Annotated in this window: 23 protein-coding genes and 1 other RNA gene; 6 read left to right on the top strand and 18 right to left on the bottom strand. The window is 36.5% G+C overall.

The features are described 5' to 3' along the window. The first annotated feature begins 7 nt into the window (after window positions 1–7). Genes yidC through U0R11_RS04660 form a run of 3 tightly spaced genes read left to right on the top strand, consistent with a single transcriptional unit; the run spans window position 8 to window position 4,133 of the window. Complete coding sequence (yidC, locus tag U0R11_RS04670; RefSeq protein WP_406750129.1) at window positions 8–1,825, top strand: membrane protein insertase YidC; 1,818 nt, start codon at window positions 8–10, stop codon at window positions 1,823–1,825. A 2-nt stretch (window positions 1,826–1,827) separates the two neighbouring features. Continuing rightward, complete coding sequence (gene hemL / locus U0R11_RS04665; RefSeq protein WP_406750127.1) at window positions 1,828–3,120, top strand: glutamate-1-semialdehyde 2,1-aminomutase; 1,293 nt, start codon at window positions 1,828–1,830, stop codon at window positions 3,118–3,120. A 26-nt stretch (window positions 3,121–3,146) separates the two neighbouring features. Further along, window positions 3,147–4,133, top strand: a complete 987-nt coding sequence (locus tag U0R11_RS04660) for a glycosyltransferase (protein WP_406750125.1) — start codon at window positions 3,147–3,149, stop codon at window positions 4,131–4,133. On the opposite strand, the gene rfaD is transcribed toward U0R11_RS04660, so the two are convergent. Further along, a complete protein-coding gene (gene rfaD / locus U0R11_RS04655) occupies window positions 4,114–5,079 on the bottom strand; it encodes an ADP-glyceromanno-heptose 6-epimerase (RefSeq protein ID WP_406750123.1) in 966 nt (321 codons plus the stop codon). The two genes, U0R11_RS04660 and rfaD, sit on opposite strands and share 20 nt — an antisense overlap. Window positions 5,080–5,211: 132 nt before the next feature. Here rfaD and U0R11_RS04650 point away from each other — a divergent pair, with 132 nt between their 5' ends. After that, window positions 5,212–5,634, top strand: a complete 423-nt coding sequence (locus U0R11_RS04650; RefSeq protein WP_166374127.1) for a 6-pyruvoyl trahydropterin synthase family protein — start codon at window positions 5,212–5,214, stop codon at window positions 5,632–5,634. Then, window positions 5,635–6,741 carry a lipid-A-disaccharide synthase gene (gene lpxB / locus U0R11_RS04645; RefSeq protein WP_406750122.1) on the top strand — a complete coding sequence of 369 codons (1,107 nt, stop codon included), beginning with the start codon at window positions 5,635–5,637 and terminating at the stop codon, window positions 6,739–6,741. On the opposite strand, the gene U0R11_RS04640 is transcribed toward lpxB, so the two are convergent. From U0R11_RS04640 to U0R11_RS04605, 8 genes are all read right to left on the bottom strand, one after another. After that, on the bottom strand, window positions 6,729–7,289 hold the full coding sequence (locus U0R11_RS04640) for a 1-acyl-sn-glycerol-3-phosphate acyltransferase (RefSeq protein ID WP_406750120.1): 561 nt from the start codon (window positions 7,287–7,289) through the stop codon (window positions 6,729–6,731). The two genes, lpxB and U0R11_RS04640, sit on opposite strands and share 13 nt — an antisense overlap. Further along, a complete protein-coding gene (locus tag U0R11_RS04635; protein WP_406750118.1) occupies window positions 7,280–7,918 on the bottom strand; it encodes an HAD family hydrolase in 639 nt (212 codons plus the stop codon). The genes U0R11_RS04640 and U0R11_RS04635 overlap by 10 nt, the downstream gene beginning before the upstream one ends. Window positions 7,919–7,923: 5 nt before the next feature. Next, entirely contained in the window at window positions 7,924–8,880 is a 957-nt protein-coding gene (locus U0R11_RS04630; RefSeq protein WP_406750116.1) for an acetyl-CoA carboxylase carboxyltransferase subunit alpha, read from the bottom strand. 33 nt (window positions 8,881–8,913) lie between these two features. Then, the gene (locus U0R11_RS04625; protein ID WP_406750115.1) at window positions 8,914–10,338 is read right to left on the bottom strand and encodes an MBL fold metallo-hydrolase RNA specificity domain-containing protein; all 1,425 of its coding nucleotides are present in this window, start codon (window positions 10,336–10,338) and stop codon (window positions 8,914–8,916) included. Between the two features lie 75 nt (window positions 10,339–10,413). Then, window positions 10,414–11,463, bottom strand: a complete 1,050-nt coding sequence (locus U0R11_RS04620) for a DUF6807 domain-containing protein (RefSeq protein ID WP_406750113.1) — start codon at window positions 11,461–11,463, stop codon at window positions 10,414–10,416. Window positions 11,464–11,535: 72 nt separating this feature from the next. Next, the gene (locus U0R11_RS04615) at window positions 11,536–13,212 is read right to left on the bottom strand and encodes a RagB/SusD family nutrient uptake outer membrane protein (RefSeq protein WP_406750111.1); all 1,677 of its coding nucleotides are present in this window, start codon (window positions 13,210–13,212) and stop codon (window positions 11,536–11,538) included. 24 nt (window positions 13,213–13,236) lie between these two features. Beyond that, entirely contained in the window at window positions 13,237–16,227 is a 2,991-nt protein-coding gene (locus tag U0R11_RS04610; protein ID WP_406750110.1) for a SusC/RagA family TonB-linked outer membrane protein, read from the bottom strand. A 313-nt stretch (window positions 16,228–16,540) separates the two neighbouring features. Further along, entirely contained in the window at window positions 16,541–17,110 is a 570-nt protein-coding gene (locus U0R11_RS04605) for an RNA polymerase sigma factor (RefSeq protein ID WP_406750108.1), read from the bottom strand. Window positions 17,111–17,374: 264 nt separating this feature from the next. On the opposite strand from U0R11_RS04605, the gene U0R11_RS04600 reads away from it, so the two are divergent. Further along, complete coding sequence (locus tag U0R11_RS04600) at window positions 17,375–18,784, top strand: APC family permease (protein WP_406750106.1); 1,410 nt, start codon at window positions 17,375–17,377, stop codon at window positions 18,782–18,784. Here the strand turns inward: U0R11_RS04600 and U0R11_RS04595 are convergent. From U0R11_RS04595 to fabG, 9 genes are all read right to left on the bottom strand, one after another. Beyond that, entirely contained in the window at window positions 18,769–19,674 is a 906-nt protein-coding gene (locus U0R11_RS04595; protein WP_406750105.1) for an alpha/beta hydrolase, read from the bottom strand. The genes U0R11_RS04600 and U0R11_RS04595 overlap by 16 nt on opposite strands. Continuing rightward, the gene (locus U0R11_RS04590; RefSeq protein WP_406750103.1) at window positions 19,671–20,648 is read right to left on the bottom strand and encodes an EamA family transporter; all 978 of its coding nucleotides are present in this window, start codon (window positions 20,646–20,648) and stop codon (window positions 19,671–19,673) included. Before U0R11_RS04590 ends, U0R11_RS04595 begins: the two co-directional genes overlap by 4 nt. Then, window positions 20,596–21,270, bottom strand: coding sequence for a tRNA (guanosine(37)-N1)-methyltransferase TrmD (gene trmD, locus U0R11_RS04585; RefSeq protein ID WP_406750576.1), 675 nt, complete (start codon window positions 21,268–21,270; stop codon window positions 20,596–20,598). The genes U0R11_RS04590 and trmD overlap by 53 nt, the downstream gene beginning before the upstream one ends. Beyond that, window positions 21,260–21,793 (bottom strand): ribosome maturation factor RimM, encoded by a 534-nt coding sequence (rimM, locus tag U0R11_RS04580; RefSeq protein ID WP_406750102.1) that lies wholly within the window; start codon window positions 21,791–21,793, stop codon window positions 21,260–21,262. The genes trmD and rimM overlap by 11 nt, the downstream gene beginning before the upstream one ends. Window positions 21,794–21,858: 65 nt before the next feature. Further along, window positions 21,859–22,614, bottom strand: coding sequence for a 30S ribosomal protein S16 (locus tag U0R11_RS04575; RefSeq protein ID WP_406750100.1), 756 nt, complete (start codon window positions 22,612–22,614; stop codon window positions 21,859–21,861). Between the two features lie 93 nt (window positions 22,615–22,707). Further along, window positions 22,708–23,065, bottom strand: an RNA gene (gene rnpB / locus U0R11_RS04570) — RNase P RNA component class A. Between the two features lie 20 nt (window positions 23,066–23,085). After that, a complete protein-coding gene (locus tag U0R11_RS04565; protein WP_406750098.1) occupies window positions 23,086–24,366 on the bottom strand; it encodes a DUF4403 family protein in 1,281 nt (426 codons plus the stop codon). Beyond that, a complete protein-coding gene (locus U0R11_RS04560; RefSeq protein ID WP_406750097.1) occupies window positions 24,363–26,177 on the bottom strand; it encodes a hypothetical protein in 1,815 nt (604 codons plus the stop codon). Before U0R11_RS04560 ends, U0R11_RS04565 begins: the two co-directional genes overlap by 4 nt. Then, a complete protein-coding gene (gene fabG, locus U0R11_RS04555) occupies window positions 26,177–26,923 on the bottom strand; it encodes a 3-oxoacyl-[acyl-carrier-protein] reductase (protein ID WP_406750095.1) in 747 nt (248 codons plus the stop codon). Before fabG ends, U0R11_RS04560 begins: the two co-directional genes overlap by 1 nt. Window positions 26,924–26,932: the final 9 nt, after the last annotated feature.

The raw sequence follows: 26,932 nt of genomic DNA, 5'->3' as shown, positions 1-26,932 counted from the left end.
ATATCTTATGGATAGGAATTCAGTTACCGGTATTGTATTGATATTAGCCATGTTATTGGGTTATCAATACTTCTTTGCTCCCAAAGAACCGATTAAGAGTGAAACCAGTGTAAAAGCAGCCTCAAGCACTAAAAAAATTGATACGTTAGTTTCAAAAGCTAGCCCGGCACAAGTAATAAAAGATACAGCCATTGCTAGCATCAAAGAAGAGACCTTTGTATTAGAAAATAAGGATATTCAGGTTCAATTAAGCAATTACGGAGGAAAAATAGTTTCCGTGACACTGAAGAATTATGAATCGTATAAGAATTACAATCAAGGACTTAAAGCTGGTTTGAAATTATTTGATGCTAAAAAGGACCAATTCGACGTAGAGCTTCCTATTTCTGGTAAAAAAGTAAAATTGAACGATTTAACGTATCAAGCTAAAGCGTCTGCGCAACGTGTAGAATTTGTAAGCACCTTGCCTACTGGAAAAGTAATCAAACAAACCTATAGCCTTGCTAAAGAAGGATTTGAGCTTAATTATGGCATTGATGCCAAATCATTAGGAGCAGATTTGGGTGCTGAATACCAAATCCATTGGAAAGAAAACATCCATCAAACAGAGAAAGATATCGCTGAAGAAAGAAAAGCAACGATCAATTATTTGTTACATGAAGATGAAGAGTTTGATTATTTGTCTGAAAACCCCTCAGCGAACGAGTCAGATAATATTACATCTAAATTGGATTGGATCACTTTTAAAAAGAAGTATTTCATAACAGGTTTGGTTCCTCAAGGATTTCAATTTCAAAAAGCAGCATTAAGTAGTACTCCAAATTTGAATGATTCATTGAATATCAAAACGTTGGACGCCAATATGGTAGCTTCTTCCCAAGATTTACTTCAAGGAAAATCAAATTTTAAATTTTACTTTGGACCTAATGATTATTCCATCATCAAGCATGTGGCTCCGTCATTTGGAAAGAATGTTAAGTTAAGTTACGACTTCTTATTACCTATTACGCGATATATATTCGTTCCCTTGTTCGATTTCTTAGAAAGCATTGTTTCTAATTACGGATTACTAATTATTTTATTGGTTCTAATCATCAAAACAGCCTTATTGCCATTGACTTATAAGTCGTATGTATCTATGGCTAAAACGAGGATATTGGCCCCAGAAATTGCAGCTATAAAAGAGAAAATCGGAGATGATGCAGCAAAAGTTCAGCAAGAAACCATGAAATTGTATGGTGAAGTGGGTGTCAATCCACTGAGTGGTTGTATCCCTGTATTAGCCACCATGCCTGTTTTAATGGCGGTATTTATGTTATTTCCTAACTTAATCAACCTTAGACAGGAATCCTTTTGGTGGGCCAATGATTTATCTACTTTTGACTCTGTCTTTGATTTACCCTTTGCTATTCCATTTTATGGATCTCATGTCAGTATGTTTTGTTTACTAATGACTTTGTCCCAATTGGCATACGGTTATTATAACAACCAAATTACACCTGATCAACCAGGACAGCCGATTAATATGAAAATGATGGCCTATGTAACGCCAGTCATCTTTATGTTTGTGATGAACTCATTCCCAGCAGGATTAAGTTTCTATTATTTCGTATCCAACTTAGTGACCATCGGACAGCAATTAGCCATTCGTAAATTTGTGGATGAGGATAAAATCAAGCGTCTGTTGGATGAAAATCGCAAGAAAATAGCAGCGGGTGGTGGTGCCAAAAAGTCTCGTTTCTCTCAATACCTTCAAACTCAAATGAAAGCGGTTGAAGAACAACAAAAAGAACAAAAGAACTCCAATACTAAGAAGAAGAAATAGTTATGGGATCATTAAGTGCTTCCTATTTTGAACGCGCACAAGAAGTTATACCAGGAGGAGTTAATTCGCCTGTTCGAGCATTTAAATCAGTAGGTGGTTCGCCCCTATTTATTCAATCTGCAAAGGGTGCATACCTGAAAGATGTAGATGGTAAAGAATACATAGACCTAATTGGATCTTGGGGACCTATGCTTTTTGGACAAGCGCATCCGACTATTGAAAACGCGGTTCGTGAGGCTTTGTCTAACGGCTTTTCATTTGGAGCTCCGTCTTATAATGAGGTTTTAATCGCAGAGAAAATCGTTTCCATGATTCCATCCATCGAGAAGGTTCGATTGGTTAATTCAGGAACCGAAGCCACCATGGCAGCTATTCGATTGGCAAGAGCTTATACAAAAAGAGACAAAATAATCAAATTTGAAGGATGCTATCATGGTCATGGTGATTCCTTTTTAATTGCAGCGGGCTCTGGTGTGGCCACCCTAGGAACTCCCGATAGTCCTGGTGTAACCGTTTCCACAGCAAAAGATACTCTAACTGCTGTATATAATGATTTAGATAAATTAGAAAATTTATTTAAAGCAAATCCCCATAGTGTATCAGCTGTCATTTTAGAACCCGTAGTTGGTAATATGGGATTAGTTATCCCCGAACCCGGTTTCCTTGAAGGAATTCAACAATTGTGTAAGAAGCACGGTAGTTTATTGATATTTGATGAGGTGATGACTGGTTTTAGACTTTCTTCTTCTGGATATCAAGGACTAACCCAAGTTCAACCCGATTTAACCACATTAGGCAAAATCATCGGTGGAGGTTTGCCAGTGGGTGCCTATGGCGGTAAAGCCGAAATCATGAACATGATAGCACCATCTGGACCTGTGTATCAAGCAGGTACACTTTCTGGAAACCCACTCGCTACTACAGCTGGTTTAGCCATGTTGAATTTAATTACGGATAATCCAGAGGTATACCAAGGTCTAAATCAAAAAGGAGAGTATTTGGCAACAGGTATACGTCAGCAATTATTGGAGTTACAGATTGACGGCTTTGTGAATCAGATAGGTTCTATGTTCACTTTATTTTTCACTAATATTGCCGTGAAAAATTTCAGTGACGCCAAAACTTCGGATACGGCAAAATTTGGCATATACTTTAGAGAAATGTTGAATCAAGGTGTGTATTTACCTCCTTCTCAATTTGAATCTTGGTTTTTATCAGCTGCGCTAGATCAATCACATCTAGACCATATTTTAAAAGCAAGTAGAATAGCTTTAGAAAAAACACTAGAGGCTTAATATTTGCTTGAAGAGCTCATCGCTTTATGAAAGAAGAATCCACTTTCTTCAGTGTTATTATTCCAGTCTACAATCGTCCTCAAGAATTGGACGAGCTTTTAAACTGTTTGACTCTTCAGCGCTATCAGCATTTTGAAGTAATCATTATTGAGGATGGTTCCCAAATATCTTCACATGAAATTGTAAGAAAATATAGCAATCCACTTGATATTCAGTATTTCTACAAAGAAAACGGAGGACAAGGATTTGCGAGAAACTATGCCTTTGAACGAGCAAAAGGAGATTTTTTTGTCATTTTGGATTCCGATGCTTTGGTAGAATCTACCTATTTAGAAGAAGTAGAAAAGGGAATTCGCGAGAAAAATATCGATTTATTTGGCGGACCTGATAAAGATCATCCTAGCTTCTCGCCTATCCAAAAAGCTATCAGTTTTAGTATGACAAGCCTATTTACTACCGGGGGTATTCGGGGCAAGGAAAAGAATGTAGGTGGACAATTTCACCCTAGGAGCTTTAATATGGGCATTTCTAGAAAAGTATGGGAAGCTACAAAAGGATTCAAAATTACTCGTATGGGTGAAGATATCGAATTTAGTATTCGTTGTTTGTCCTTAGGTTTCCATTCGGCTTTACTTCCTAAAGCATTCATTTATCATAAAAGACGTACCGACTTTACTCAATTTTATAAGCAATTGCACTTCTTCGGTCGGGCTAGAATCAATATTTCAAGATTCTTTCCTAAAGAATTAAAATGGGTACATTTTTTCCCTGCTTGTTACTTGATCGGAATGATTCTTGTTGGAATAAGCCTTATTCTATTTCCTGAATTGGGTAAATACTTGGCTGGATTTGTTGTATTGTATTGGTTGGGAATAATTATAGATGCAATTGTTCAAACAAAAAGCCTTAAAATAGCAATCCTTGGCCTTATCGCAGCTAACATTCAGTTAATCGCTTATGGCCAAGGATTTCTAGAAGAGGCATGGAAGAAAATTACCAATAAGCCTTCTTAAGCAAATAATTCTGAACGTAATCTTTCACTCCTTCTTCCAATGTATGGAAAGGTTGTGTAAAACCAATTTGACGTAACTTCGACATATTGGCTTCAGTAAAGTATTGGTACTTATCACGAATATCAATGGGCGTATCGATGTAATTAATGACTGCTTCTTTGCCCATCGCTGCAAAAGTCGATTTACCTAAATCGTTAAACGAACGAGCAATGCCAGTTCCTAAATTGTAGATACCTGAGTTCTTGCGGTGTTCCATGAAGAATATACATACATCGATTAAATCTTTGACATAGATAAAATCCCTCATTTGCTCACCATCACCATAATCTGAACGGTGCGATCGGAATAAGTTAAGACTCCCCCTTTCATTGATTTGCCGGAAGGCATGCCAAATAACAGAGGCCATGCGACCTTTATGGTATTCATTTGGACCATACACATTAAAAAATTTCAATCCAGCCCAGAAAAACGGCTTTTTCTCTTGTTGCAATGCCCAAATATCAAAGTCGTTTTTTGAATCTCCATAGGGATTTAATGGCTTTAATCCTGGAATTTTACTTTCATCATCATCGTATCCCAATTCCCCCAAACCATAAGTTGCAGCAGATGAGGCATACACCAATGGAATTTGATATTCGACACAACGATTCCAAATTTCCTTAGAATAATTCACATTCAAATCATCAAAGATCGATTTATCAAACTCCGTTGTATCCGTACGAGCACCAATGTGAAAGATGAACTCTACTTCTCTGAAATTGGAATCTAACCAAGTGAAAAATTGGGTTCTCTCCACCTTTTCCTTAATTTTTTTACCAACCAAATTTTTGTTTTTTTCCTCGAAAGAAAAATCATCTACTGCGATAATGTAGTTAAAATTCAATTCGTTTAATTTTTGAATTAAACAACTACCAATGAATCCAGCAGCTCCTGTAACAATGATCATAATTAAATAGATTATATAGATTTAGCCTTCAAATTTACGTAGAATCCCAATAGCATTCCATACCTTTGCAGAATTAATGGTGATTCTGCTATTGTTTTCCCAGGTCACCCTCACTTTAAACAACTGAAAACAATGGTTTACGTCATCCGCAAGGAACATTTTAATGCCGCACACCGGCTATATAATCCCAATTGGTCAGAAGCTAAGAATGAAGAAGTATTTGGCCCCTGTGCCAACAAAAACTGGCACGGCCATAATTTTGAATTAATCGTTACAATAAAAGGTATTCCTGATCCTGAAACAGGATTTGTTTTTGATTTAAAGGAATTAGGCAAACTGATTAAAAAGGAAATTATAGATAAGGTTGATCACAAAAACCTCAATATGGATGTAGATTTCATGACAGGTAAATTAGCCAGTTGTGAAAACTTAGTGATGGAATTTTGGAAAATTTTAGACCCAAAAATTAAATCCGCTTCTTCTAGTGCCCAATTACATAAAATCCATTTGGTAGAAACCAATAAAAACTCGGTTGAATATTACGGAGAAATATAAATGAAGTATTTTATACTAGCAGGTGAAAAATCGGGCGATTTACATGGTTCCAAACTCATTAAGGAGCTATTATTGCTTGATCCTACTGCTAGCATACAAGCTTGGGGAGGTGATGATATGCAGGATGCCGGAGCAGAAGTTCTCATACATCATAAAGAGCTTGCTATCATGGGGTTATTGGGTGTATTACAGAACATTCAACGACTTAAAGGCTTATTCCAAAAATTTAAATATCAAATTCAAGCATTTCAACCCGACACTGTCATCTTCATTGATTACGGTGGATTTAACTTAAAGGCAGCTAGAATTGCCAAATTACAAGGATTTCATACCCAATTTTACATTGCTCCCAAAGTATGGGCTTGGAATAAAGGCCGCGTAGATGTAATCAAAAAATGGATCGATCAATTGTATGTGATTTTCCCCTTTGAAAAAACGCTATTTGAAGAACATGGAATTTCTACTCATTATGTGGGTAACCCTTTGAAAGATTCCATTGATGAATTTCAGCCAAATCCCCAATTTGTCGAACACAACTCCATCCAACAACCTTGTATTTCGCTGTTAGCAGGTAGTCGAAAGCAAGAAATATATGCAGCTTTGCCAGTTTTTCAAGACTTAAAGCTTCAATTCCCCAATTTACACTTTTATGTCGCTGGACTTAAAGAATGGAAATCGATTTATGAGGCCTATGATTTGGATATCATTTATGACGATACCTACAATTTGCTTCATGTATCACAAGTTGCCATTGTTACCTCTGGAACGGCGACATTAGAAACTGCTTTATTCAAAATACCACAAATTGTCGTGTATAAGACAGACTGGCTATTTTATTCATTAGCCAAACTATTGATTAAAATAAAATTCATATCCTTAGTCAATATCATTTTAGGAAAAGAAGCTGTTCCTGAAATGATACAATCAAAATTCACAGCATCTCATATTTCGCTTAAGCTCAAGCAATTAATGGATTCAAATTCAGCCAGCAAGCAAAAACAATTGAAAGCTTATGATGAATTATTTCACATCATTGGACCTGCAGGAGCATCAAAAAAAACGGCTAAGATGATATATGATTATACTCTAGCCTTTCAAGCTAAATAATTCTTTATCCAAGATTTTTTTGTCCCTGGGATAGAAGCATAATAACTCGCAATGACTTTCTTATCCACTTCAAAATCTCCACTGGGATAAAATGGCTCATTGATGTGAACCCACTTATTCACATAATCAAATCCAACCATGATGATGGGGATGTTTGCCTGAACAGCAATATGATAAAATCCTGTTTTTAATTCTTGCACATCTTTACGTGTGCCTTCTGGTGCCAGAGCAGCATGAAAATGTTTATTTGCTTGATAAATATCGACAATGGCACTAACCAAATTTTGATTCTTTGATCGGTCAACTGGGTAACCTCCCAACCAACGAAACAACCATCCAAAAACACCTTTAAAAAGTTCTTGTTTACCCCAAAAATAGATTTTCAAATCGAGTAAAGAACGTACACCTAATCCAATAGGGAAATCAACCCAAGTGGCGTGAGGACACACTATCACTATACTTTTAGGAATATCTCGTGGAATTTTTCCTTTCATTTCCCAACCCATTCCTTTAAAGAATAGGTCGAACAATGCAGATTTTATGAGCATAATTGCAATAAATAGGAGTCAATTTGATTTAAAGAACACGAAGGATCAATGAGCACTCCATTAATGCCTACTCGTTTTGCTGATTCAATATTATGAAAATTATCATCAAAAAAAACAATATTTTCCGGTTTTAACGATAAATCTTGAATTACATGATAATAAATATTCACATCTGGCTTAATCAATCCTAGATTAAAGGAAAAATATGTTTTCTGAAACAAGGCAAATAGACTCTCCCCTTGCGGCCCTAATGGCACTTGTGTGAATTTTTTGGCATGAATGGCGCTGGTATTACTTAACAAATAGATGGAGAATTGTTTGGATAAATTTTCAAGCCATTCATATACTCCCGGATGAAAATCCAATAAAAGAGCTAAAAATGCCTGATCAAATTGTTCATCAGTACAATTCAAAGCTAAATTTGCTCGAAGAAATTCTCTAAACTCTTCATCACTTTGTAATCCACTTTCATATGCTGACCAAAGCGAATGAATATGCGTTAACTCTTTTACTTCTTGACTAGAATATTGATCGGATAAATTAGAAAAAGCTTGATACGTTTTATCTAAATCGATGGGTAATAAAACATTACCTAAATCAAAAAGAAGTGAAGGTTTAGACGTAGACATAGCCTTTACTCAACGACAACACCCATTTTACCGTACTTATCTATACGTGCGTCAATTCGAGCACGACTATCCATAGCACAAAGCTTTTTCAATTCTTCTTTGATAACGGATTTCATTTTAGCGGCAGCAGCATCTGGATCTAAATGCGCACCTCCTAATGGCTCAGGAATAATCCCATCAATTAAGCCATTTTGCTCCATATCATTTGCTGTCAATTTCAATGCTTCCGCAGCTTGCTCCTTATAATTCCAAGATCTCCATAAAATAGAAGAACAAGATTCAGGAGAAATTACCGAATACCAGGTATTTTCCATCATTAAGACGCGATCTCCAACCGCAATACCTAATGCACCACCTGATGCTCCTTCACCGATAATAATGCAAATAACAGGTACTTTCAACATGAACATATCACGAATATTCCTTGCTATGGCCTCACCTTGTCCCCTTTCTTCTGCTTCTAAGCCTGGAAATGCACCTGGAGTATCAATTAAACAAACAACGGGCTTATTGAATTTCTCCGCCATTTTCATCAAACGCAAAGCCTTCCGATAACCTTCAGGATTAGGCATTCCAAAATTCCGATATTGTCTTTGCTTGGTATTACGGCCTTTTTGTTGGCCAATGAACATGACAGAAAATTCGCCATCTATATTCCCAAATCCACCCACCATGGCTTTATCATCTGCTACCGAACGATCACCATGAATCTCGATGAACTCTTCACATATTTTTTCAATATAATCAAACGTATAAGGACGATCGGGATGTCGAGATAACTGAACCCTTTGCCAGCGAGTTAAATTAAAAAATGTCTCTTTTTTCAATTCTAGAATTTTTTCTGTCAATGATTGTACAGTAGCTGTAACATCGACATTATTTTCAATTGCTAATTTGCGCATTTCTATCAACTTATCCTCTAATTCAGCAATTGGCTTTTCAAATTCTAATAATGTTCTCATAGTAGATGTTAATTTCAATTGTAAAATTATCAATTAAAGAATGAAAGTTTGATTCTTTTCGGGCAAAATAACATCTTGATATCCCAAATTTGTTAACTCTTCTTTGAATTCTACCATACTTTCTTCTTCCCCGTGTGATAGAAACACTTTTTTAAGCGTCGTTGGACTTTGAACTTTCATAAAATCCAATAAACCTATTTTATCGGCATGCCCTGAAAACACATCAATTTTACGTATTTGGGCGTGAACTTTATATTCTCGATCTCGTACTTGTATATGGTCCGTTCCGGCTAATAATTGTCTGCCCAAGGTGCCTTCCGCTGCGTAACCAATCAATAAAATAGTACAATAAGTATTAGAAATATTATCAGCAATATGAGTTTCTACTCTACCACCTGAAATCATTCCTGAAGAAGAAATAATGATACAGGGTTCATGGTAATTTTTTATTGCTCTGCTTTCTTTCTCCGTTTGTAAAAACTTCAAGTTATCAAAGTCGAATAATTCATCATATTCAGCTTGAAATTCCCTTGCTTCTTGATTTAAATAAGAGGAATATTTGGTATAAATTCGAGTAGAACTTTTTCCCATAGGACTATCCGTGAACACACGTATAGCAGGGAAATGATCTTCTTCAATCAAGCGATTCAAGGTATACAAAACGGCTTGGGTTCTACCTACTGAAAAAGCGGGGATAATCAATCTACCCGGTTTATCGATGCAAGTAGCCTTAATGATATCTCCTAAAGCTTTCTTAGTACTTTCTTTGTCTTCATGGATACGATTACCATAAGTAGATTCACAAACCAAATAATCGCATGCTGGCATGGTTTGAGGATCAATGTGCAATGGGTAATTTTTCCTACCCACATCTCCACTAAAACCTAAGGTTTTCTTAACTCCGTTTTCGGTAATGCTTAAATGAACATGAGCAGCACCCAATAAGTGACCAGCTGGAATAAAAGTAATTTCTAAATTTTCTGTAGCCCTGAATTTTTTACTAAAAGGAATGGTTATAAAATGATTGACAGAATGTTCTACATCCTTTTGTAAATACAAATCCCCTTTACGTAAAAGACGATCCATTTGTTTATGTTTTTTTCGACTTTCACCTTGAGCGGCTTTTAATTTTCTCAAATGCAAATTAGCGGAGTCCATTAAGAGTAATTCTGCTAATTCTGCTGTAGGAGGTGTACAAAGTACTTGACCTTCATATCCTTCACGATACAGCATGGGAATATTACCCGAATGATCAATATGTGCATGGGTAAGAATGACTAAATTAATCAAGGAGGCATCAAATGGGAAAAATGCTTTACTCTCATAAGGCTCATCAAAATCGATCTCACGCTCCATATCCGTACCACAATCAATCAAAATCTTAAAGCCATCTTCCAATTCTAGCAAGTACATACTTCCTGTCACTTGTTTGGCCGCACCTAAAAATTGTAGCTTCATATAATCAAATAAATAGGGGCTCAAAGAGCCCCTGATACACCACAAAAATACAGCTTTTTCGTGAAATAGAAATGCCTATTTCACTTGCTTAGCAAAATCAGCTTGCATTTTATCCAAAACATCTTTACTTAATTGTTTATCAGCAATCACCGTTCTATATCTAAACGTTACAGATTCACCCTTTTTCAAAGTTAAATTACGTTCATCCTTACCATTACTGAATACTTTTGCTCCTAATGGATTTACGGCAAATAAACCATATCCTCTCGCATGCCAGTAACTTGGATAGCTAACGTTAGCTGGGTGATCTAAAATAGCAATGTTGATTGGATGATTATCCAATACACCTTTCAAGTTCATCCATTTAGCACGGGTACTCCAAACTTTCTCACCTGTAATTCCTTCACTGCTTTCATAATCGCCACTTACTCCCGTATTATCCAAAACAGGAACTTTTGTCTCCACTCCATGAGCGTCTGTAAAAATATCCGGTTTATTCGAAGGGATTTCTAATTGACGAGCCAAACGAATCGCAAACATCCCATCTTTTACATCTTTAAAAAGAACTGTTTCAGCTAAAGCTGTCAAGGTTGTAATTCGATCAATTACCCGAACATCCGTGGTTCCCGAAAAAGCATAGCTTGTCTTTTCAGCTAATACCTTCGCTCCTTTCCCATCACGATCAATCCAGGTAGCAGAAACAGTTAATTCTCCTTTTTCTTTACCTCCCTTCATGTTCAAAACTTGTTCATGAACAATGGTACCAAATTTATGGCTCTTCATTCCATCAGAAATGTTATTGGAATTATTCCAATAATCAAAGCCATTTACATCCTCATAGTTTAACCACATCCCCACATGATGAGGGTGGTCGGTACGTTCTCCAGGACGAATAGCTACTGGATAGCCACGTGTAATGGTGCTCCCTTGAGCACTCAAAATAGGGTAAAGAACTGCCTTTTTTAAGATGGCTTCACCTGGAAAATAATATGAAGTAAAATATTTGCCTCCAACTAAGACATCTATTTTCTTTTCGGCATCATTTTTCTTAAAGCTAACCGATTGATTTTGAGCACTTACCTGTAAGGCAATACAAGTTGATAAGATTAAAAATAATTTTTTCATAAAAATAAGTTTAAAGTAAAATTCCGAGAATGACTCCTCGGAATTTCACAAAATAACAAAATCAAATTGACATTAATAGCCTCCGTTTTGAGGGAATCCGGTAGAAGTACCATCTGCCCGATCAATTTGTAGCTGAGGAATTGGTCTTAATACATGGTGAGCTTTGATAAATGGAGCCGCTTGAGGATTAAACTTCTTCACACGGTCAATCAAATTCCCCCAACGAGCTAAATCTAACCAGCGAGATTGTTCTCCTAATAATTCACGCTCACGTTCTTCCATGACAAAATCAAGGGTTAAATCGTCTGCCTTAACCATCATTTCGTTTTCTTTACCTGGCCAAGCAGCACGACGACGAATCATATTGTAATTTGCAGCAGCATCAGCTTTAAGTCCAGAAAAATACTGAGCTTCTGCTAACATTAAATAGGTATCTGCTAATCTAAAAGCAATAAAGTCACGTCCTCCTTCAAATTGAGTACGGTCTACACGACCTCCGTCAAAATGCTTGTTGATGGCAGGGAAAATACGCTCATCATAACGAGATGGAACTAAAACTTGATATTTCTTTTTTGCTCTTTCAGCTTCAGACATTTCATAACCGGGTAAGAAAATAGCTGTATCACCTAAAGCAAATGTGACCGACTTCTTAGTTAAGTCAAAACTAGTATTGTAGGTACCTGGCTTATTCGATAAATAAGTATCCTTAAACGTTTTCTTGTAACGACTGTCATTTTCGCGATTATTGAAAACCACATCTAAGGTATAATTAGTAGGCTTATAACGTTTAAATGGACGACCATTTTCCGTATCCCGCTGCATACCCGGTAATACGTCATATTCCATACCAAAAAATACGTGAGCATTATTACCACCGGCATTCGTTAATGGATCACGCGTATATTGAATTGACCAAATAACTTCATTGTTCATTTCATTACCTTGCTTGTGCACATCAGCGAAATTAGGCAATAAAGTAAGTCCATAGTTCGCAATCACATTTTTGAAATTTACAATGGCTTTGGCATAGTCATCACTTGCTTTGGCTGTGGAAGTAGCTTTTGTTAAATAAACTCTTCCCAATAAATGTTCTGCTGCTGCGCGAGTAGCTCTGCCATATTCTGCAGATCTTGATTTATTTTCCAAATCAGGAATTGCCTCATTCAAATCCTTAATAATTTGAGCATATTGCTCAGCTACCGTGCTACGTTTTACGACTTTGGTTGGAGCTAAGGTTTCTGTTAAACGAAGATCTACACCACCAAACAATTGAGTAAAAATGAAATAATGATGAGCACGAATAAACTTAGCTTCAGCTATACGTTGTTTTTTAACAGACTCTGTTAAACCAGTCACAGCAACCGAACGTTCAATAATAGCATTACACGTATTTATCCCTTGGTAAAAATCACCCCATACTTCTGCCAATAAACCATTTCTAGTATCGAAATCCGTTGTATAGGTATTCATGAATTTCCAGCTACCATCTGCCCCATTGGTGTAGGTATCTGTACCAAAAATAGTCAAATTCATACCGCGCTCTGTTCCATACCATGAGCGCATGGTAGAATAAGCAGCACTCGTAGCATCGTTCAATCCTTTTGCTGTATTGATATAATCATTACCAATACGTGAAACGACATTTTCTGTTAGCAAATCATTGCAAGATTGTAAACCTAAACCTAAAGTTCCAATCAATCCTAAATTTGCTAAAAAACTTATTTTTTTAAATAATTTAAAGCTTTTCATATCTATCAATATTTGAAATAATAGTTAAAATTTAAGATTTACGCCAAAAGTAAGGATACTCGTTGCAGGTGAAATGTTCGTGTTTACTTCACCACCTCCAACACCTTGCTCTCCATCTACGTAAGTTTCAGGGTCAATTCCTTTGTATTTCTGACGATACTCTGCCAAAATCAAAGGCTGTTGAATACTCGCATACACACGGATGCCTTCCATCTTCCATTTTTTAGCCACTGCGTCAGGAATATTGTAACCAATATTGATGTTTCTAATCTTAAAGAATGAACCTTCAAAATAAGTTAAAGAGCTTCCATTTTTAGGAAATTCTTGCGTTACAACGGGTTGAGGAAACTCATTGGTTGGATTATTTGGAGTCCAATAGTTCAAAGATAAGTTGTTATAACGACCAGCTAATTGATTCACGTTATCATGAAAACGACTGCGAATCATTTGTCCTACACGAGCAAAAACAAAGAATGATAAATCAAAACCCTTGTATGAAAATCTATTGGTTAAACCAGCTGTAAAGGAAGGTACTGCCGATCCTAAAATTTGACGGTCATCTGCATTTATTTTTCCATCATTATTATAGTCTTGAACCTTAATTTGACCTACCTTATCACCATATTTAGCTGCTTCATCTTTTTCGGATGTTTGCCAAATACCTATTTTCTTATAATCAAAGAAAACACTTAAAGGCTGTCCTATAAATCTACCAGCTCCAATATCATCTACTTTTCCATTTGCTAATTCAATAATAGATTCTCTATTTCTGTTGAAAATCAAATCCGTTGTCCAATTAAAGCCTCCTTTATCAACATTGACAGAAGATAAGGTCAATTCAAGACCCGAATTTTGAGTCTCGCCAATGTTCGTGGTAAAACCTCCAAATCCAATGGAAGTTGGTAATGGTTGAGGTGCTAATAAATTCGTAGTATTAGTTACATAATATTCAGCCGTACCTGAAATTCTTCCACGTAAGAAACTAAAATCTAAACCAATGTTTTTAGTTGTGGAAGTTTCCCAACGTAAATCTGGGTTACCAATGGTATTGGGACGGTAACCATAGGCTGCAGCATTATCCCAAGCATAGGCTGTTCTTCCAAGTAAAGCTTGTGTTTGGTAAGGATTAATGGCTTGGTTACCAATCGCACCCCAACTAGCACGTAATTTTAACTGATCGATAGCTGTAATGTCTTTAATAAATGGTTCCTCTGACATATTCCAACCAATGGCTACAGATGGGAATAAACCAAACTTGGTATTAGCTCCAAATCGAGAAGATCCATCCGCTCTCAAAGTAGCTGTTATTAAATATTTCTCTTTATAGTCGTAATTCAAACGCCCCATGTAAGAAAGTAAAGTCCATTCAATTAAATCTGTATTGGCGCCTGTTATCTGGCTAGCATCACCTAAACGATGATAGGATTCAGATTCAGCAGGGATACCGTTAACAGAAATAGACGTTCTTTCATCACGATCACGCTGAATAGACTGCAAACCTGTAAAATTGACGTTATGTACATCTTTAAATTTACGGTTATAAGTAATAACGTTTTCTAATGTCCAATTGAACAAAAATTGCTCACTGATAGCACCATTGGCATTCCCTCCACGGTTGTTGTTTGTGAATGCTCCAATAAATCGACCAGTGCGACCAATCGTTAAATCTGGTCCAAAATTCACACGATATTTTAAACCTTTAGCAATATTCCATTCTCCATATAAGCTATTAAATGTTCTAAAACGCTTATTTTCATCAATGTTTGCACCTGGAACAATTTCGGCAAATGGATTTGTTCTTAATCCATCATTCGTTGGAAGAAACACTAAATTTCCATTTGCATCATAAGGTTCTCCCAATGGATTCTCTTGCATAGCTCCACCTAAAACATTTAGGTTTTCACCGTTGCGCATGCTGTTAACCACTAAAGTTGATAATCCAACTTTGATCTTATTGTTTATTTGATGATCCAAGTTTACACGGAAAGTGTAACGAGTAAAATCTTGCATCTTAACTACACCAATATCGTTAAAGTAATTAGCAGAAATATTGAAAGTAGTCTTATCGGAACCTCCAGATACTGAAACTTGATGGCTTTGAATAGCACCTGCACGCAACATCCCGCCTACATAATCCGTGCTTCTACCAGTAGCTATACTTGTTAATTCTCTTGGCTCAAATATTTTTGCATCATCAGCAGCTGTAGCCGCACCAAGAGGATATTGTCCTACTGCACGTCGAGACTCTCTTTTGTATTCAGCAAACTCAGCACCATTCATTACTTGGATTGTACCTAATTGCTGATTAACTCCATAATAAGAATCCACTGATACCACAGTTTTTCCTACTTTACCTCTTTTGGTACTAATAATAACCACACCATTAGCTCCTCTAGAACCATAAATGGCTGTAGCTGATGCATCTTTCAATACTTCCATGGAGGTAATATCAGATGGGTTGATATCATCGATACCTCCAGATAATGGAATGCCATCCACTACATATAATGGATCGTTTGAAGCATTGAAGGATCTTCTACCACGAATACGAATTTGTGGACCTGCTCCCGGCTTAGAACCTGGCTGAACTACGTCAACACCCGCAGCTCTACCTTGTAAGGCTTGACGCGCATTGGTTACAGGTAATTCAGAAATCTCTTTTGCTCCTACCGAGGAAATAGCACCTGTCATTTGACTCTTTTTCTGAGTACCATAACCAACTACTACCACTTCACTTAAACTAGTATTGTCTGCTAATAATTTGACATCAATCTGACTTTTTGACCCAACAGTAATTTCTTGGGGCAAATATCCAACTGAAGTAATCAATAATACAGACGAATTAGAAGCTGAAATTTTAAAATTTCCATTTACATCTGATGATGTACCTGTCTTGGTTCCTTTTAACAAAACCGAAACCCCAGGAATCCCCGATCCATCTTCAGCAGAAATAATTTTTCCACTGATGGAACGCTCCTGAGCAAATAATTGAATTCCTAAAAAAACAAATATCATGCTTAATAGGAACTTTGAAAGTAATTTTTTTCTCATTTGTTCTAAAATAATAAGTTAATAAGAATGCAAAGTATTTTGTATTCTACTCCATAATGCCTTGCTCTCATCAGGAGTTAGCTGGACCTTAGGGTTTATCAATTTTCTAGGTTGGTTCCAGGTATTACTAGAAAATCTTACTAAAAATTTACTAATGCGATCACGCATGAAGCGTTTTAAGTTTCTTTGTTCCTTTCCATTTTTATGTATCATTTAAAGTTTTTTTTGTACAATTACTATGTAAAGCAATACGCACAAACTTTTTACTCATTTTCCATCAAAATGCTACATTTTCAAAGACCATCAGATCTTTCATCTGACGTAAAGCTCCAAAAATCAAATTATAGACCGATTGAGGATTGATTTTCATGGATTGACTAATCTGATCCGTATCCATATTGTGGTAAAATTTCAAAGAAATGGCCTCTCTTTGTCTCTTACTTAATTTTAACAAACATTGCGACAATTGTTTATTGGTAGATAATTCATCTTCCATTCGGATCATCATAAATTCTTGGCTGTAATCACGATCTGCCGACTCTAAATAATAATTAGCATGATGCTGTGCATTTTTTAATTGACCATCTAAATGACGTACCAATTTGCGTTTAATGGAAGCCATCAAATAAAATTTGACACTGGTGGTTGGACCTAGATTCGCATGATTACGCCATAGTTCCACAAACAAATCATGCAAACAATCTTTGATTAATTCCTTATCACTAGTAATCCCCATGGAATAGGAATATAATGGCTGTACAAAATGCTGATAAAGGCAAGTAAAAGCCTGATGGTTTCCATTTCTGAATTGGTCCCAAACTTCCACTTCATTGATGCTTTGTTTCATTGGTATTCTGATTAATAGGACTTTTGTAAGTAGTTCGATTATTTTACTCCATATTTACTATCGAGTGAAACCAATATAGATATACCAATTATAATAATTCAATGAAAATCTTTAATTTTTTTCCGTAAACGTTTACGTAAACGTTTACAATTTTTGAGTCATCGAGAAAAATGAAAATTGAGTCAAAAAATAGTCTAATTAATATTTCTCCGAAAAAAAATACCATAAACTAAAAATTGACTATTTTTAAGTTTTCCAACAAAAATGAATCAACAAATTAAAAAATTAAACACCTTGGATGCCTCTATGCTGGTCATGGGATCCATGATCGGATCAGGTATTTTCTTGGTAAGTTCTGAAGTAGCTAGACAAATATCTAGTCCTTATATGTGGCTGGCAACCTGGATACTTACGAGTTTTTTAACGATTACAGGAGCCTATGCCTATGGTAAGCTCTCCACCCTATTTCCTCAAACAGGTGGCCAATATATTTACTTAAAGGAAGCCTATTCACCCATGACGGGGTTCTTATTTGGCTGGACTACTTTTCTGGTTATTCAAACGGGTACCATCGCTGCGGTAGCAGTGGCATTCGCTAAGTATACTGGATTTTTATTCCCGACTTGGATCAATGAAGATGCTATTTTATTTAATTACATCAATAGCCAACAACTTTTAGCCGCTGCATTAATTGCACTACTAACCTATTTTAATTTAAAAGGAATATCCTTTGCCTCATTCATTCAAAACCTGTTCACTTTTACCAAAATTGGAGCCATCATTGTATTAATCCTGATTGGATTCTATGTTGGTTTTCAAAATGATTGGTTACATTTTAATGACTTTTTCAGAGAAGTAAAAACCTATGATACTCCCACTCAACAGTTAATTCCTATAGATACCTTCACATTAGCTAGTTTATTTGGTGTAGCGATGATTGGACCTCTATTTTCCTCCTCAGCTTGGAATAATGTCACATTTGCAAGTCAAGATTTTGAAGATCCGAAAAAAACCATTGCTAAAGGTTTAGTCTATGGTTCAGCCTTGGTATGTTTATTGTATATCTTAACTAATATTGCCTATTTAGGTATATTGCCCTTAGATGGTAATCCAGAGGGCTCTACTGCCTACGAACGCGGTATCATGTTTGCCAGTCAAGATAGACTAGGATCGGCTGCATTGCAAAGTGTATTTGGTACCATTGGTGCCACCTTAATGGCTGTTTTTATCATGATTTCCACGTTTGGTTGCAATAATGGAATCATTCTTGCTGGTGGTCGACTTTTTGAAGCAATGGCTCAAGACAAATTATTCTTTTCCAAAGCAGCTTATCTGAACAAAAATGGCGCACCAGCATATTCCCTAATCATACAAGGTATTTGGGCCATCCTTTTATGTTTCTCTGGAGGGTACGGAACTTTATTGGATTTTACTGTTTTTGCCATCTTACTTTTCTACTTCCTTACGGTCATGTCCTTATATAAGGAAAAGATATCCAAAGGATTATTAAGTAAAACAAACAAACTCGTATTTGCAGTTTACTTACTCATCCTGGTAGCCATATCAGCTAATTTATTATATGTTAAGACGCTTTCTTCGACCATTGGACTTGGTCTAGTGATTTCAGGCGTACCTTTTTATTATTTAATGAAAAGAAATCAAAGTAAGGACTGACTTTTAAACCATTTGATTAAACTTTCAAACCAATCATCACCTGTAGTTTTGTTATTCAACCCAAAACCATGGCCGCCTTTGGCATATACATGTAAATCACAGGAAATATTAAGGTCACTCAATTTTTCTACATATAATAATGAATTTTTAATGGGCACTGCTTTATCATCTGCCGCATGAACTAAAAATGCAGGGGGAGTTTGAGTACTTACTTGTTCTTCATTGGAAAATAAATGCAAATCATCTTCTGACATGGCTGGACCGATTAAATTCTTAGCCGAGCCTTGATGTCCAAAAGAACGAAAACTAATCACAGGGTACAACAGTATTTGAAAGTCTGGACGCAAATTAGCCCCATCATTGATTCCTGTATAATCTTTAGTAAAATGTGTTGCTACACTGGCCGCTAAATGTCCACCAGCTGAAAAGCCCATAATACCAATCTTCTTAGGGTCAATTCCCCATTCTGCAGCATGCTGACGCGTCACACGAATAGCTTGCTGAGCATCTTGCAAAGGTGCAATTCGTTTATCCACTTGTCTTTTAACATCTGGTAATCGATAAAATAGTACTAAAGCATGGATTCCCTTTTCATTGAATTTTTTAGCTATATCAGATCCTTCATGAGAGGAAGCTAAAATACCATACCCGCCACCTGGGCAAACGATTACACAGGGTTTATTTGCCCCTGAACCTGCTGAATAAAATTGATAAGTGGGTATTGTAACTTTTGCAATGCGGGAAATACCATTGGTTACAGCCACGTTTTGTTCGTTTGGACCATCAATGAAATTGGGTATTGCTCCTGAATAAAGAGCTTGGGGACCTTGAGCCATTAGACAAAATGAAAGGTTTACAAAAAACAAAAGAGTCAATACGATTTTTTTCATGACTTAATAACAGGTTTAGTTTTATTGCTTGTAATTAAAACGACTGCCAATAGTATGAAAAAACTAGCAAATAATAAAATTGGATGTAACTCTTCATCTAAAACCAAATTACCTAAAATGAGGGCCACTATCGGGTTAACATAGGTAAAAGTTGCTACTAAAGTTGCATCACACTCTTTAGATAGATATCCAAACAATGAAAAGCCTGCCATAGAACCAATTAATGTCAAATAGGCAAAAAACGACCATGCCGACATAGGTACTGCATCAAAATGCAATAATGCTAAATCGCCTTTAATAGAACTAATGAATATCAGTGGAATACTACCTGAAATCATTTGAATGGCACAAACTTGTGTAAAATGATAGGTATTAGCTTTGGTCGATTGTACTCTAAATACAGCAATATTCCATGCTATAACTGCACCTAGCAAAAGTAAGATTCCCGAAAAGAATTCATCTTCTTTGCCAGGAATGGATAGACCTTTTTGTGAACTCATCAGTAAAATGCCAACCAATCCTAAAAATGTAGCTACTATTTTCTTAATGCTTGGTTTTATTCCTTCTAGCCAAAAGAATATCACCAAAATTAATGGCCCCAAAGCCATAAAAACGGCAGAAAAACCAGATGGAACAATAGCACTGGCTATAGCGAGTGAGGCATTATTTACAGTAATAAATAGTAAACCTGCCATGATGTGAACACGCAAATGTTTCATGGGCATTTTAACCCAATACCCTCCTAAAATGGACCATGTTAATAACAATAGTCCTGCCGTAATATTTCTTCCGTAGGAAATAAACAGTGGAGGGAAATAGGCTACCAAAATTCGAACACTTAAAAATGTGGAACCCCATATCAGATAAAGTAAACCCAATGCAATCAAGTTTGGTATACTTAATGAACCCTTTTTTAACATTTTATAGTAATAAATCTGGTCTACGTTCTTGTGTACGCTTGACTGACTGTTCATGTCTCCAAGCATCAATTTTCTTTTCATGCCCTGATAGCAATACCTCAGGTACATTCATACCTTGGAAACTTGCAGGTCGAGTATACACTGGTGGAGCCAATAATCCGTCTTGGAACGAGTCCGTTAGGGCTGAACTTTCATCACCTATGGCACCAGGAATCAATCGAATGATAGCATCGGCACAAACTGCTGCAGCTATTTCCCCTCCAGATAATACATAATCACCAATGGAAATTTCACGGGTGACGTATTTTTCTCGAATTCTTTCGTCAATGCCTTTATAGTGCCCACAAATGAATAAAAGATTCTCAGACAAACTCAATTGATTAGCTAAACCTTGTTGGAAAGTTTGTCCATCAGGTGTCAAAAAAATAATTTCTTGATAGGTTCTTTCGGCCATTAAAAAATCTAAACAAGTAGAAAGAGGCTCTACCGCAATCACCATCCCTGCTCCGCCTCCAAATGGATAATCATCTACTTGTCTAAATTTCTTGGAAGAATAATCATGCAAATCGTGTAAATGTATAGAAACTAAACCTGCTTGACTAGCTCTTTTACAAATCGAATGTTCAAAGAAGCTCTGCATCAAGGCTGGAACTACCGAAATGATATCAATTCGCATCATCTAAATATACTTCTAAAAGGCCTTCGGGTAAAATACTATGAATTACTTGATTCTTCTTGTCGACTTTAGGTATAATTTCATCCATCAAAGGAATTAATACTTCCTTTGTTTGATAAGTCATAACCAATACATCTTGCGCTCCAGTGGAATATACTTCTTTGACAGTTCCTAAAGCACCATGATTTTTATCGATTACTTGATATCCCACAATTTCATGGTAATAAAATTGATTATCCTTCAATTTGGGCAGCAAGGAGACTGGTAAAAACAACTTAATTCCTACTAATTCTTTGGCAGCATCTAAGGTATCAATCCCCTCCAAACACATTAAATTAAGGTTGGACCTAATCTGCAAGTCTGTAATGAAATAAGGAACCATTTCGTTTCCTAATTGTAAGAATACAGCATCTAAATCCTCGTATTCTTCTGGATCATCTACGTCCAAATACACATGGAAAGCCCCTTTGATACCATGAGGTTTAGAAAGCGTCCCTAATTCAAAATATTCTGTTGCTGCCATTGGTACAAAAAAAAATCATACAAATCTGATTATCAAATTTGTATGATTTTAAATGAATTTAAAAATTATTCGGCTGCAGGAGCTTCTGCTTCTGGAGCAGCTTCTTCGCTTGTTGGTGCTTCATCAGCCGCAGGAGCAACTTCTTCGATTACTGCTGCTTCTTCAACCGCAGGAGCCGCTTCTTCGCTTGCTGGTGCTTCTTCAGCCGCAGGAGCAGCTTCTTCGCTTGCTGGTGCTTCATCAGCCGCAGGAGTCTCTTCTACAGCTACTTCAGCTACAACAGTTTCTTCTACTTCTTCCGCAACATCATCATCACTTTCATTAATAGCATCTACTACACTAGCTACTAATGCCTCATCTTCCACTTTGTTTTTTGCTGCAATAACTTCAGCACGAGCGGCAGAAACCTTAGCCTCAGCTGCTAAACGAGTAGCCTTAGACTTATCTTTAGAATCTTGGATGTTGGTAGAATTAGTTTGAATCTTAGTCTCTTTCTCAGCTTTCCAAACTTCAAATTTAGCATCTGCTTGTTCTTGTGTAATAGCACCTTTAATCACACCTACTTGTAAGTGCTTCTTGTATAAAATACCACGGTAAGACAAAATAGCTTTTGCTGTATCCGTCGGTTGAGCTCCATTCATTACCCATTTAAGTGCTTGTGCATCGTTCAAGACGATAGTAGCAGGATTTGAATTTGGGTTATACGTACCTATTTTCTCAATAAAACGACCGTCGCGAGGTGCACGAGCATCTGCTACAACTAAGTCAAAAATTGCCAATTTCTTGCGTCCACGACGCGCTAGTCTGATTTTAACAGCCATTATTTGTTGGGTTATGAGGGATCTCGTCCCTCGAGTTTATAAAAATGTTTGCGAAATTAACGATTTTGGATAGAATTTCCAAGTAAAAGAAATAGAGAAAATAAATCTATAAGCCGAATTCTGTAAGCTGTAAAGCCTTCTTATCATTTATCTTGGATGAATATCACTATTCACCTCTAGCAATCTACCCGCTGGCATCGGACGAGCAACCCTTTTGTCTTTCGACAGCCAACCTATTTGATCTTGCAACGCGTGAGGTTTACCTATGCCTATTCTGTCACCAAAATAGCGGTGAGCTCTTACCTCGCCTTTTCACCCTTACCCCAAAAGGCGGTTATTTTCTGTGGCACTATCTGTCAGATTACGAATAATCTTCCTTCCCGTTAGGAAGCACGATGCTCTATGTTGTTCGGACTTTCCTCTTTAAAAAAGCGATAAGACGATTTATTTTCTCTGGCGCAAAGGTAGTATTTATTTCCTTATCAACCATTTACCCTGAATTTTGCCCACCACATTCAAGACCTCCTGATTCCATTGTAAACTATCCAAACGAATATGCATATCAGAATCTATCATGCCACTATTCATCCACTTAGAGCGATCTATAAACAGCATAGGGTCAATATTAAATTGATTTAAATTCCTTTCTAGTCTTCGAACAACTTGTGTCTTAAATAAATTTGATGGAAAACTCAAGCCCGATAACTCCTTGGATACCAAACGAATACTCAATCTATTATCTTCTAATAAAACAGGAATAAAATCAAAACTAAAAGAACTAGCCTTGCCCTTGTATCCCAAAATAGTACAATGTATCCATCTGGTATCTGTTGTTTGTAAAGTCAAAGTTAAATTAGCTTGCATGGTCCAAATTCTCATCTGGGATTCTACTAAAGATCTCAAATACTCCCAACTTAATTGGACAGAAAATGGAGCTCCTGAATCCACGAATGAAGGTACATTTGAGATTAATTTGATTGAATTTTTCTGAAGTACTCGATTGTCAAATACATTCGTAAATACTAAAGAAGAATTGGCAAAAACTGTACCCCTGACACTTGTTGAACCAAAAACCAATTTTTCTAAAGCGATTTGACTAAGTGTAGGATGCAGGACAAAATCAGCAACTGGCATACTATGTATGGCCTTATTTAACATCTTTTCCAAGTTGGACACTTGAAGCGTTTGGTTGATTTGGGTTGTTAACTGATTAATTAATTGTTCCTGCTTGCTAGCTAAGAGTCTGTCTATTACAGAAGAAACATTTACCCCAAATCCAGCTACGCGTAAACTGGGTTTTTCTTTCCATTGATAGGAATACTTAATTTGTTGAATAGATAATGAACTAACGGGCTTCGTAATAACATCAGCCTGTAAACTAACATCCATTTGTCCATTCACTTTACCAGCAGAAAAACCCGATAAACTCGGCTCTGCAATAAAACTGATAGGTATTTTTACTTGAATGGAGCGATCATTATTACCTTGAATTTGAGCCTTATTTAGCATATTCACTTGCAGGGGAAAACCAACAATCGACGCATCAGACCCCGTTTGAAAGATGGTCTTTCCTGGCTGTAATTTCATCCATTTTTGCAATGTATCATAACTAAATTCAAAGTCTACTTGCGTAAAACTTGGTGATAATTGTCCGAATTTTTCTTGATATACCGCTGGTTTCGAGGGCAATAAAACATCTTTTCGGCAAGAAAATCCCAATAGAACTATTAATAAAATTAAAATGTACCTCATAGTTGATTTAATCTTTTCCGAATAATCCATTCAATCCCTAAAATTCCCAACATCAAAGCGCCAAAATACGGCCACTCCCAAAGACTTATTTCTTTCATGCTAACTTCACTTGAAGCCACTTTATTATCCAAAACCATTTTTTTGATTTCAGTGGATTCTATTATATCAACACCTTCTCGATGGCTTAAAACTTGTAATGCGATATTATTTCGACCAAGCAATTTTTCCGGGTTAGAGTCTAAAACATAAAATTCTCCTGTAAATTCAACTTCTTTACCTTGGTAATTTAACTTGACTTGATATTGATATTTCCCTGGCTTTTTCGGCTTGAAATCAACCATCTGATGTGCTTCACTCAAAATACGATCAAATTGATTATTGGAATGAGCACTTGAAATTTTCCAATGAACTAGTATATTTTTTTTATTTATTAAGTCTGCGTTTAATTGCCTCATTTCAAATAGAACATCCTCTCCCATTGAAACCTGCGATTTCGCTAATTCAATAGAAACCAAATCATCCGCTTGTCTTAAAAAACTAATTTTAAACATTTCATGCAAACTCGAATCTAACAAACGAAATGAGCCCGAATTTTTCATTTCAGCCATTTGTTCTTTCCAAAGTGATGTATTTGAGCTGAATAGACTAGTTCTTTGATCTGATGATTTCATCCAAATACTAGGAAAATAGTTTCCAAGCTTAGTAAATTCTTCAAATTGAGGCCAATCCTTCTTTATTTCACTTGGAATATTCAAAAACCAGACAGATTTATCTTTTGGAAATTCCTTGGATAATAATCCATAAAACAAGTAATTGTCGGAATTTGGTAAAGTCCTAAAGTCAGAACCAAAATTCCAGTGTATTTTGATTTTAGCATCTTCTGCCACACGATTAATAACTCCCAAATTGGGATTGGGTGCTATGGCAAAGGCTTCAACCTTTGCCTGAAACTCTTGTATTATCCAAGTGAATCCTTGACCCAAAGATGAATCATGTTCCATTTGAATTCGAATATTATGCTTGCCAATGTCCTTGGCCATTAACTCGATATCGACTTGTTGAAAATCTTTCCAAAATCCCCCTGGTGCTCTTATTGTTTGATGCAATTTACCATCCTTCAAAACCTGGATATTGGGTGATTTTTGTCCCAATTTAAGATTAGACCAAACCGAAATTGGAACATGAATACGCTCTCCAGGCACAGAAACCAATGTTTTTGTGGGGAAATTTAAGCCGATTTTTTGAGTGCTAATTTCCTTACCAAAGGGGATTATATGAATCTTAGGTCCGCGATGTATTGGACTTTCTAGTTCACTTAATTGTCCGTCCGTTACGAAAAACACATGGGACAAGTGGTAGTTTTTACTTTCCTTCCGAATCCATTCTTGTACTTTAGCCCAAGATGAAGCCTCCCCATGGGCTGTTATTTCATCCATGTTCTTCACCGCTTTATTTAAACCCAAGACTTTGAGTTCAATGGATGAAGTATTTAAAATTTTTACATCCTCTCCTACCAAATTGATAAATTCAGTATAAGACGCCTGATTCATGGATTGGGAATCATCCAAGATCAAAAGTATTTTGGAAGGAAGGTTAATCGACTCCTCCGTCACTATTTTCCATGGAATAAAACAAAGTACTATTCCTACCAGAAACAAACCTCGTAAAAATCCTTGTACACCGTAAATCAGTCGCTGAGTATGGTTCTTATTTTGAAACCAATAATATGCCAGTCCAATAAAAAAAGCTAAGCTCAATCCCACCCAAAGGGGAACTGAGCTTAGCCATAAATTCAAGAGAATTGGATGCATTAGGTTAATAGGCCCCCATCAACTTGTAATACCTGACCAGTCACATAAGAAGAAAGTTCAGAACCCAAAAACAAACATACATTTGCCACTTCGTTTGCCTGTCCACCTCTTTTCAATGGAATAGCTTTAGTCCACTCTACTACCGTGGCCTCATTGAGCTCTCCCGTCATTTCTGTTTCAATAAAACCAGGGGCAATGGCGTTGCAGCGAATATTTCTTGATCCTAATTCTAAAGCTACCGATTTCGTAAATCCAATGATACCAGCTTTTGAAGCAGAATAATTCGCTTGTCCAGCATTTCCTTTGATACCTACTATTGACGTTAAATTAATGATGGAACCCGACTTTGCTTTCATCATTGGTTTGATGACTGCCTTAGTCAAATTGAAAACTGATTTCAGGTTTACCCGAATTACCTCGTCCCATTGTTCTTCACTCATGCGCATCAATAAACCATCACGTGTAATACCAGCATTGTTTATTAATACGTCAATGGAGCCAAAATCTTCCAAAACTGAATTAACTAATTCTTCTGATTCCGTATACTGAGACGCGTCAGAACGATATCCTTTGGCACGAATACCAAAAGCAGCTAATTCCTTTTCAAGAGCCTCTCCCTTCTCAACAGAAGATAAATAAGTAAAGGCCACATTAGCACCTGATTTAGCAAATGAAGTAGCAATCGCACGTCCAATCCCTCTAGATGCTCCTGTAACTAATACAACCTTGTTTTCAACTAATTTCATACAAATAAT

This window comes from Aquirufa salirivi (assembly GCF_045310485.1).
GTDB classification, from domain to species: domain Bacteria; phylum Bacteroidota; class Bacteroidia; order Cytophagales; family Spirosomataceae; genus Aquirufa; species Aquirufa salirivi.
Note: the sequence above shows the minus strand (reverse complement) of the source record. Positions and strands in the feature narration are given on the sequence as shown.

Coding starts and splice junctions, on each gene's coding strand:
- yidC (WP_406750129.1), top strand. CDS start 8: ATGGATAGGAATTCAGTTACCGGTATTGTATTGATATTAGCCATGTTA.
- hemL (WP_406750127.1), top strand. CDS start 1,828: ATGGGATCATTAAGTGCTTCCTATTTTGAACGCGCACAAGAAGTTATA.
- U0R11_RS04660 (WP_406750125.1), top strand. CDS start 3,147: ATGAAAGAAGAATCCACTTTCTTCAGTGTTATTATTCCAGTCTACAAT.
- rfaD (WP_406750123.1), bottom strand. CDS start 5,079: ATGATCATTGTTACAGGAGCTGCTGGATTCATTGGTAGTTGTTTAATT.
- U0R11_RS04650 (WP_166374127.1), top strand. CDS start 5,212: ATGGTTTACGTCATCCGCAAGGAACATTTTAATGCCGCACACCGGCTA.
- lpxB (WP_406750122.1), top strand. CDS start 5,635: ATGAAGTATTTTATACTAGCAGGTGAAAAATCGGGCGATTTACATGGT.
- U0R11_RS04640 (WP_406750120.1), bottom strand. CDS start 7,289: ATGCTCATAAAATCTGCATTGTTCGACCTATTCTTTAAAGGAATGGGT.
- U0R11_RS04635 (WP_406750118.1), bottom strand. CDS start 7,918: ATGTCTACGTCTAAACCTTCACTTCTTTTTGATTTAGGTAATGTTTTA.
- U0R11_RS04630 (WP_406750116.1), bottom strand. CDS start 8,880: ATGAGAACATTATTAGAATTTGAAAAGCCAATTGCTGAATTAGAGGAT.
- U0R11_RS04625 (WP_406750115.1), bottom strand. CDS start 10,338: ATGAAGCTACAATTTTTAGGTGCGGCCAAACAAGTGACAGGAAGTATG.
- U0R11_RS04620 (WP_406750113.1), bottom strand. CDS start 11,463: ATGAAAAAATTATTTTTAATCTTATCAACTTGTATTGCCTTACAGGTA.
- U0R11_RS04615 (WP_406750111.1), bottom strand. CDS start 13,212: ATGAAAAGCTTTAAATTATTTAAAAAAATAAGTTTTTTAGCAAATTTA.
- U0R11_RS04610 (WP_406750110.1), bottom strand. CDS start 16,227: ATGATATTTGTTTTTTTAGGAATTCAATTATTTGCTCAGGAGCGTTCC.
- U0R11_RS04605 (WP_406750108.1), bottom strand. CDS start 17,110: ATGAAACAAAGCATCAATGAAGTGGAAGTTTGGGACCAATTCAGAAAT.
- U0R11_RS04600 (WP_406750106.1), top strand. CDS start 17,375: ATGAATCAACAAATTAAAAAATTAAACACCTTGGATGCCTCTATGCTG.
- U0R11_RS04595 (WP_406750105.1), bottom strand. CDS start 19,674: ATGAAAAAAATCGTATTGACTCTTTTGTTTTTTGTAAACCTTTCATTT.
- U0R11_RS04590 (WP_406750103.1), bottom strand. CDS start 20,648: ATGAACAGTCAGTCAAGCGTACACAAGAACGTAGACCAGATTTATTAC.
- trmD (WP_406750576.1), bottom strand. CDS start 21,270: ATGCGAATTGATATCATTTCGGTAGTTCCAGCCTTGATGCAGAGCTTC.
- rimM (WP_406750102.1), bottom strand. CDS start 21,793: ATGGCAGCAACAGAATATTTTGAATTAGGGACGCTTTCTAAACCTCAT.
- U0R11_RS04575 (WP_406750100.1), bottom strand. CDS start 22,614: ATGGCTGTTAAAATCAGACTAGCGCGTCGTGGACGCAAGAAATTGGCA.
- U0R11_RS04565 (WP_406750098.1), bottom strand. CDS start 24,366: ATGAGGTACATTTTAATTTTATTAATAGTTCTATTGGGATTTTCTTGC.
- U0R11_RS04560 (WP_406750097.1), bottom strand. CDS start 26,177: ATGCATCCAATTCTCTTGAATTTATGGCTAAGCTCAGTTCCCCTTTGG.
- fabG (WP_406750095.1), bottom strand. CDS start 26,923: ATGAAATTAGTTGAAAACAAGGTTGTATTAGTTACAGGAGCATCTAGA.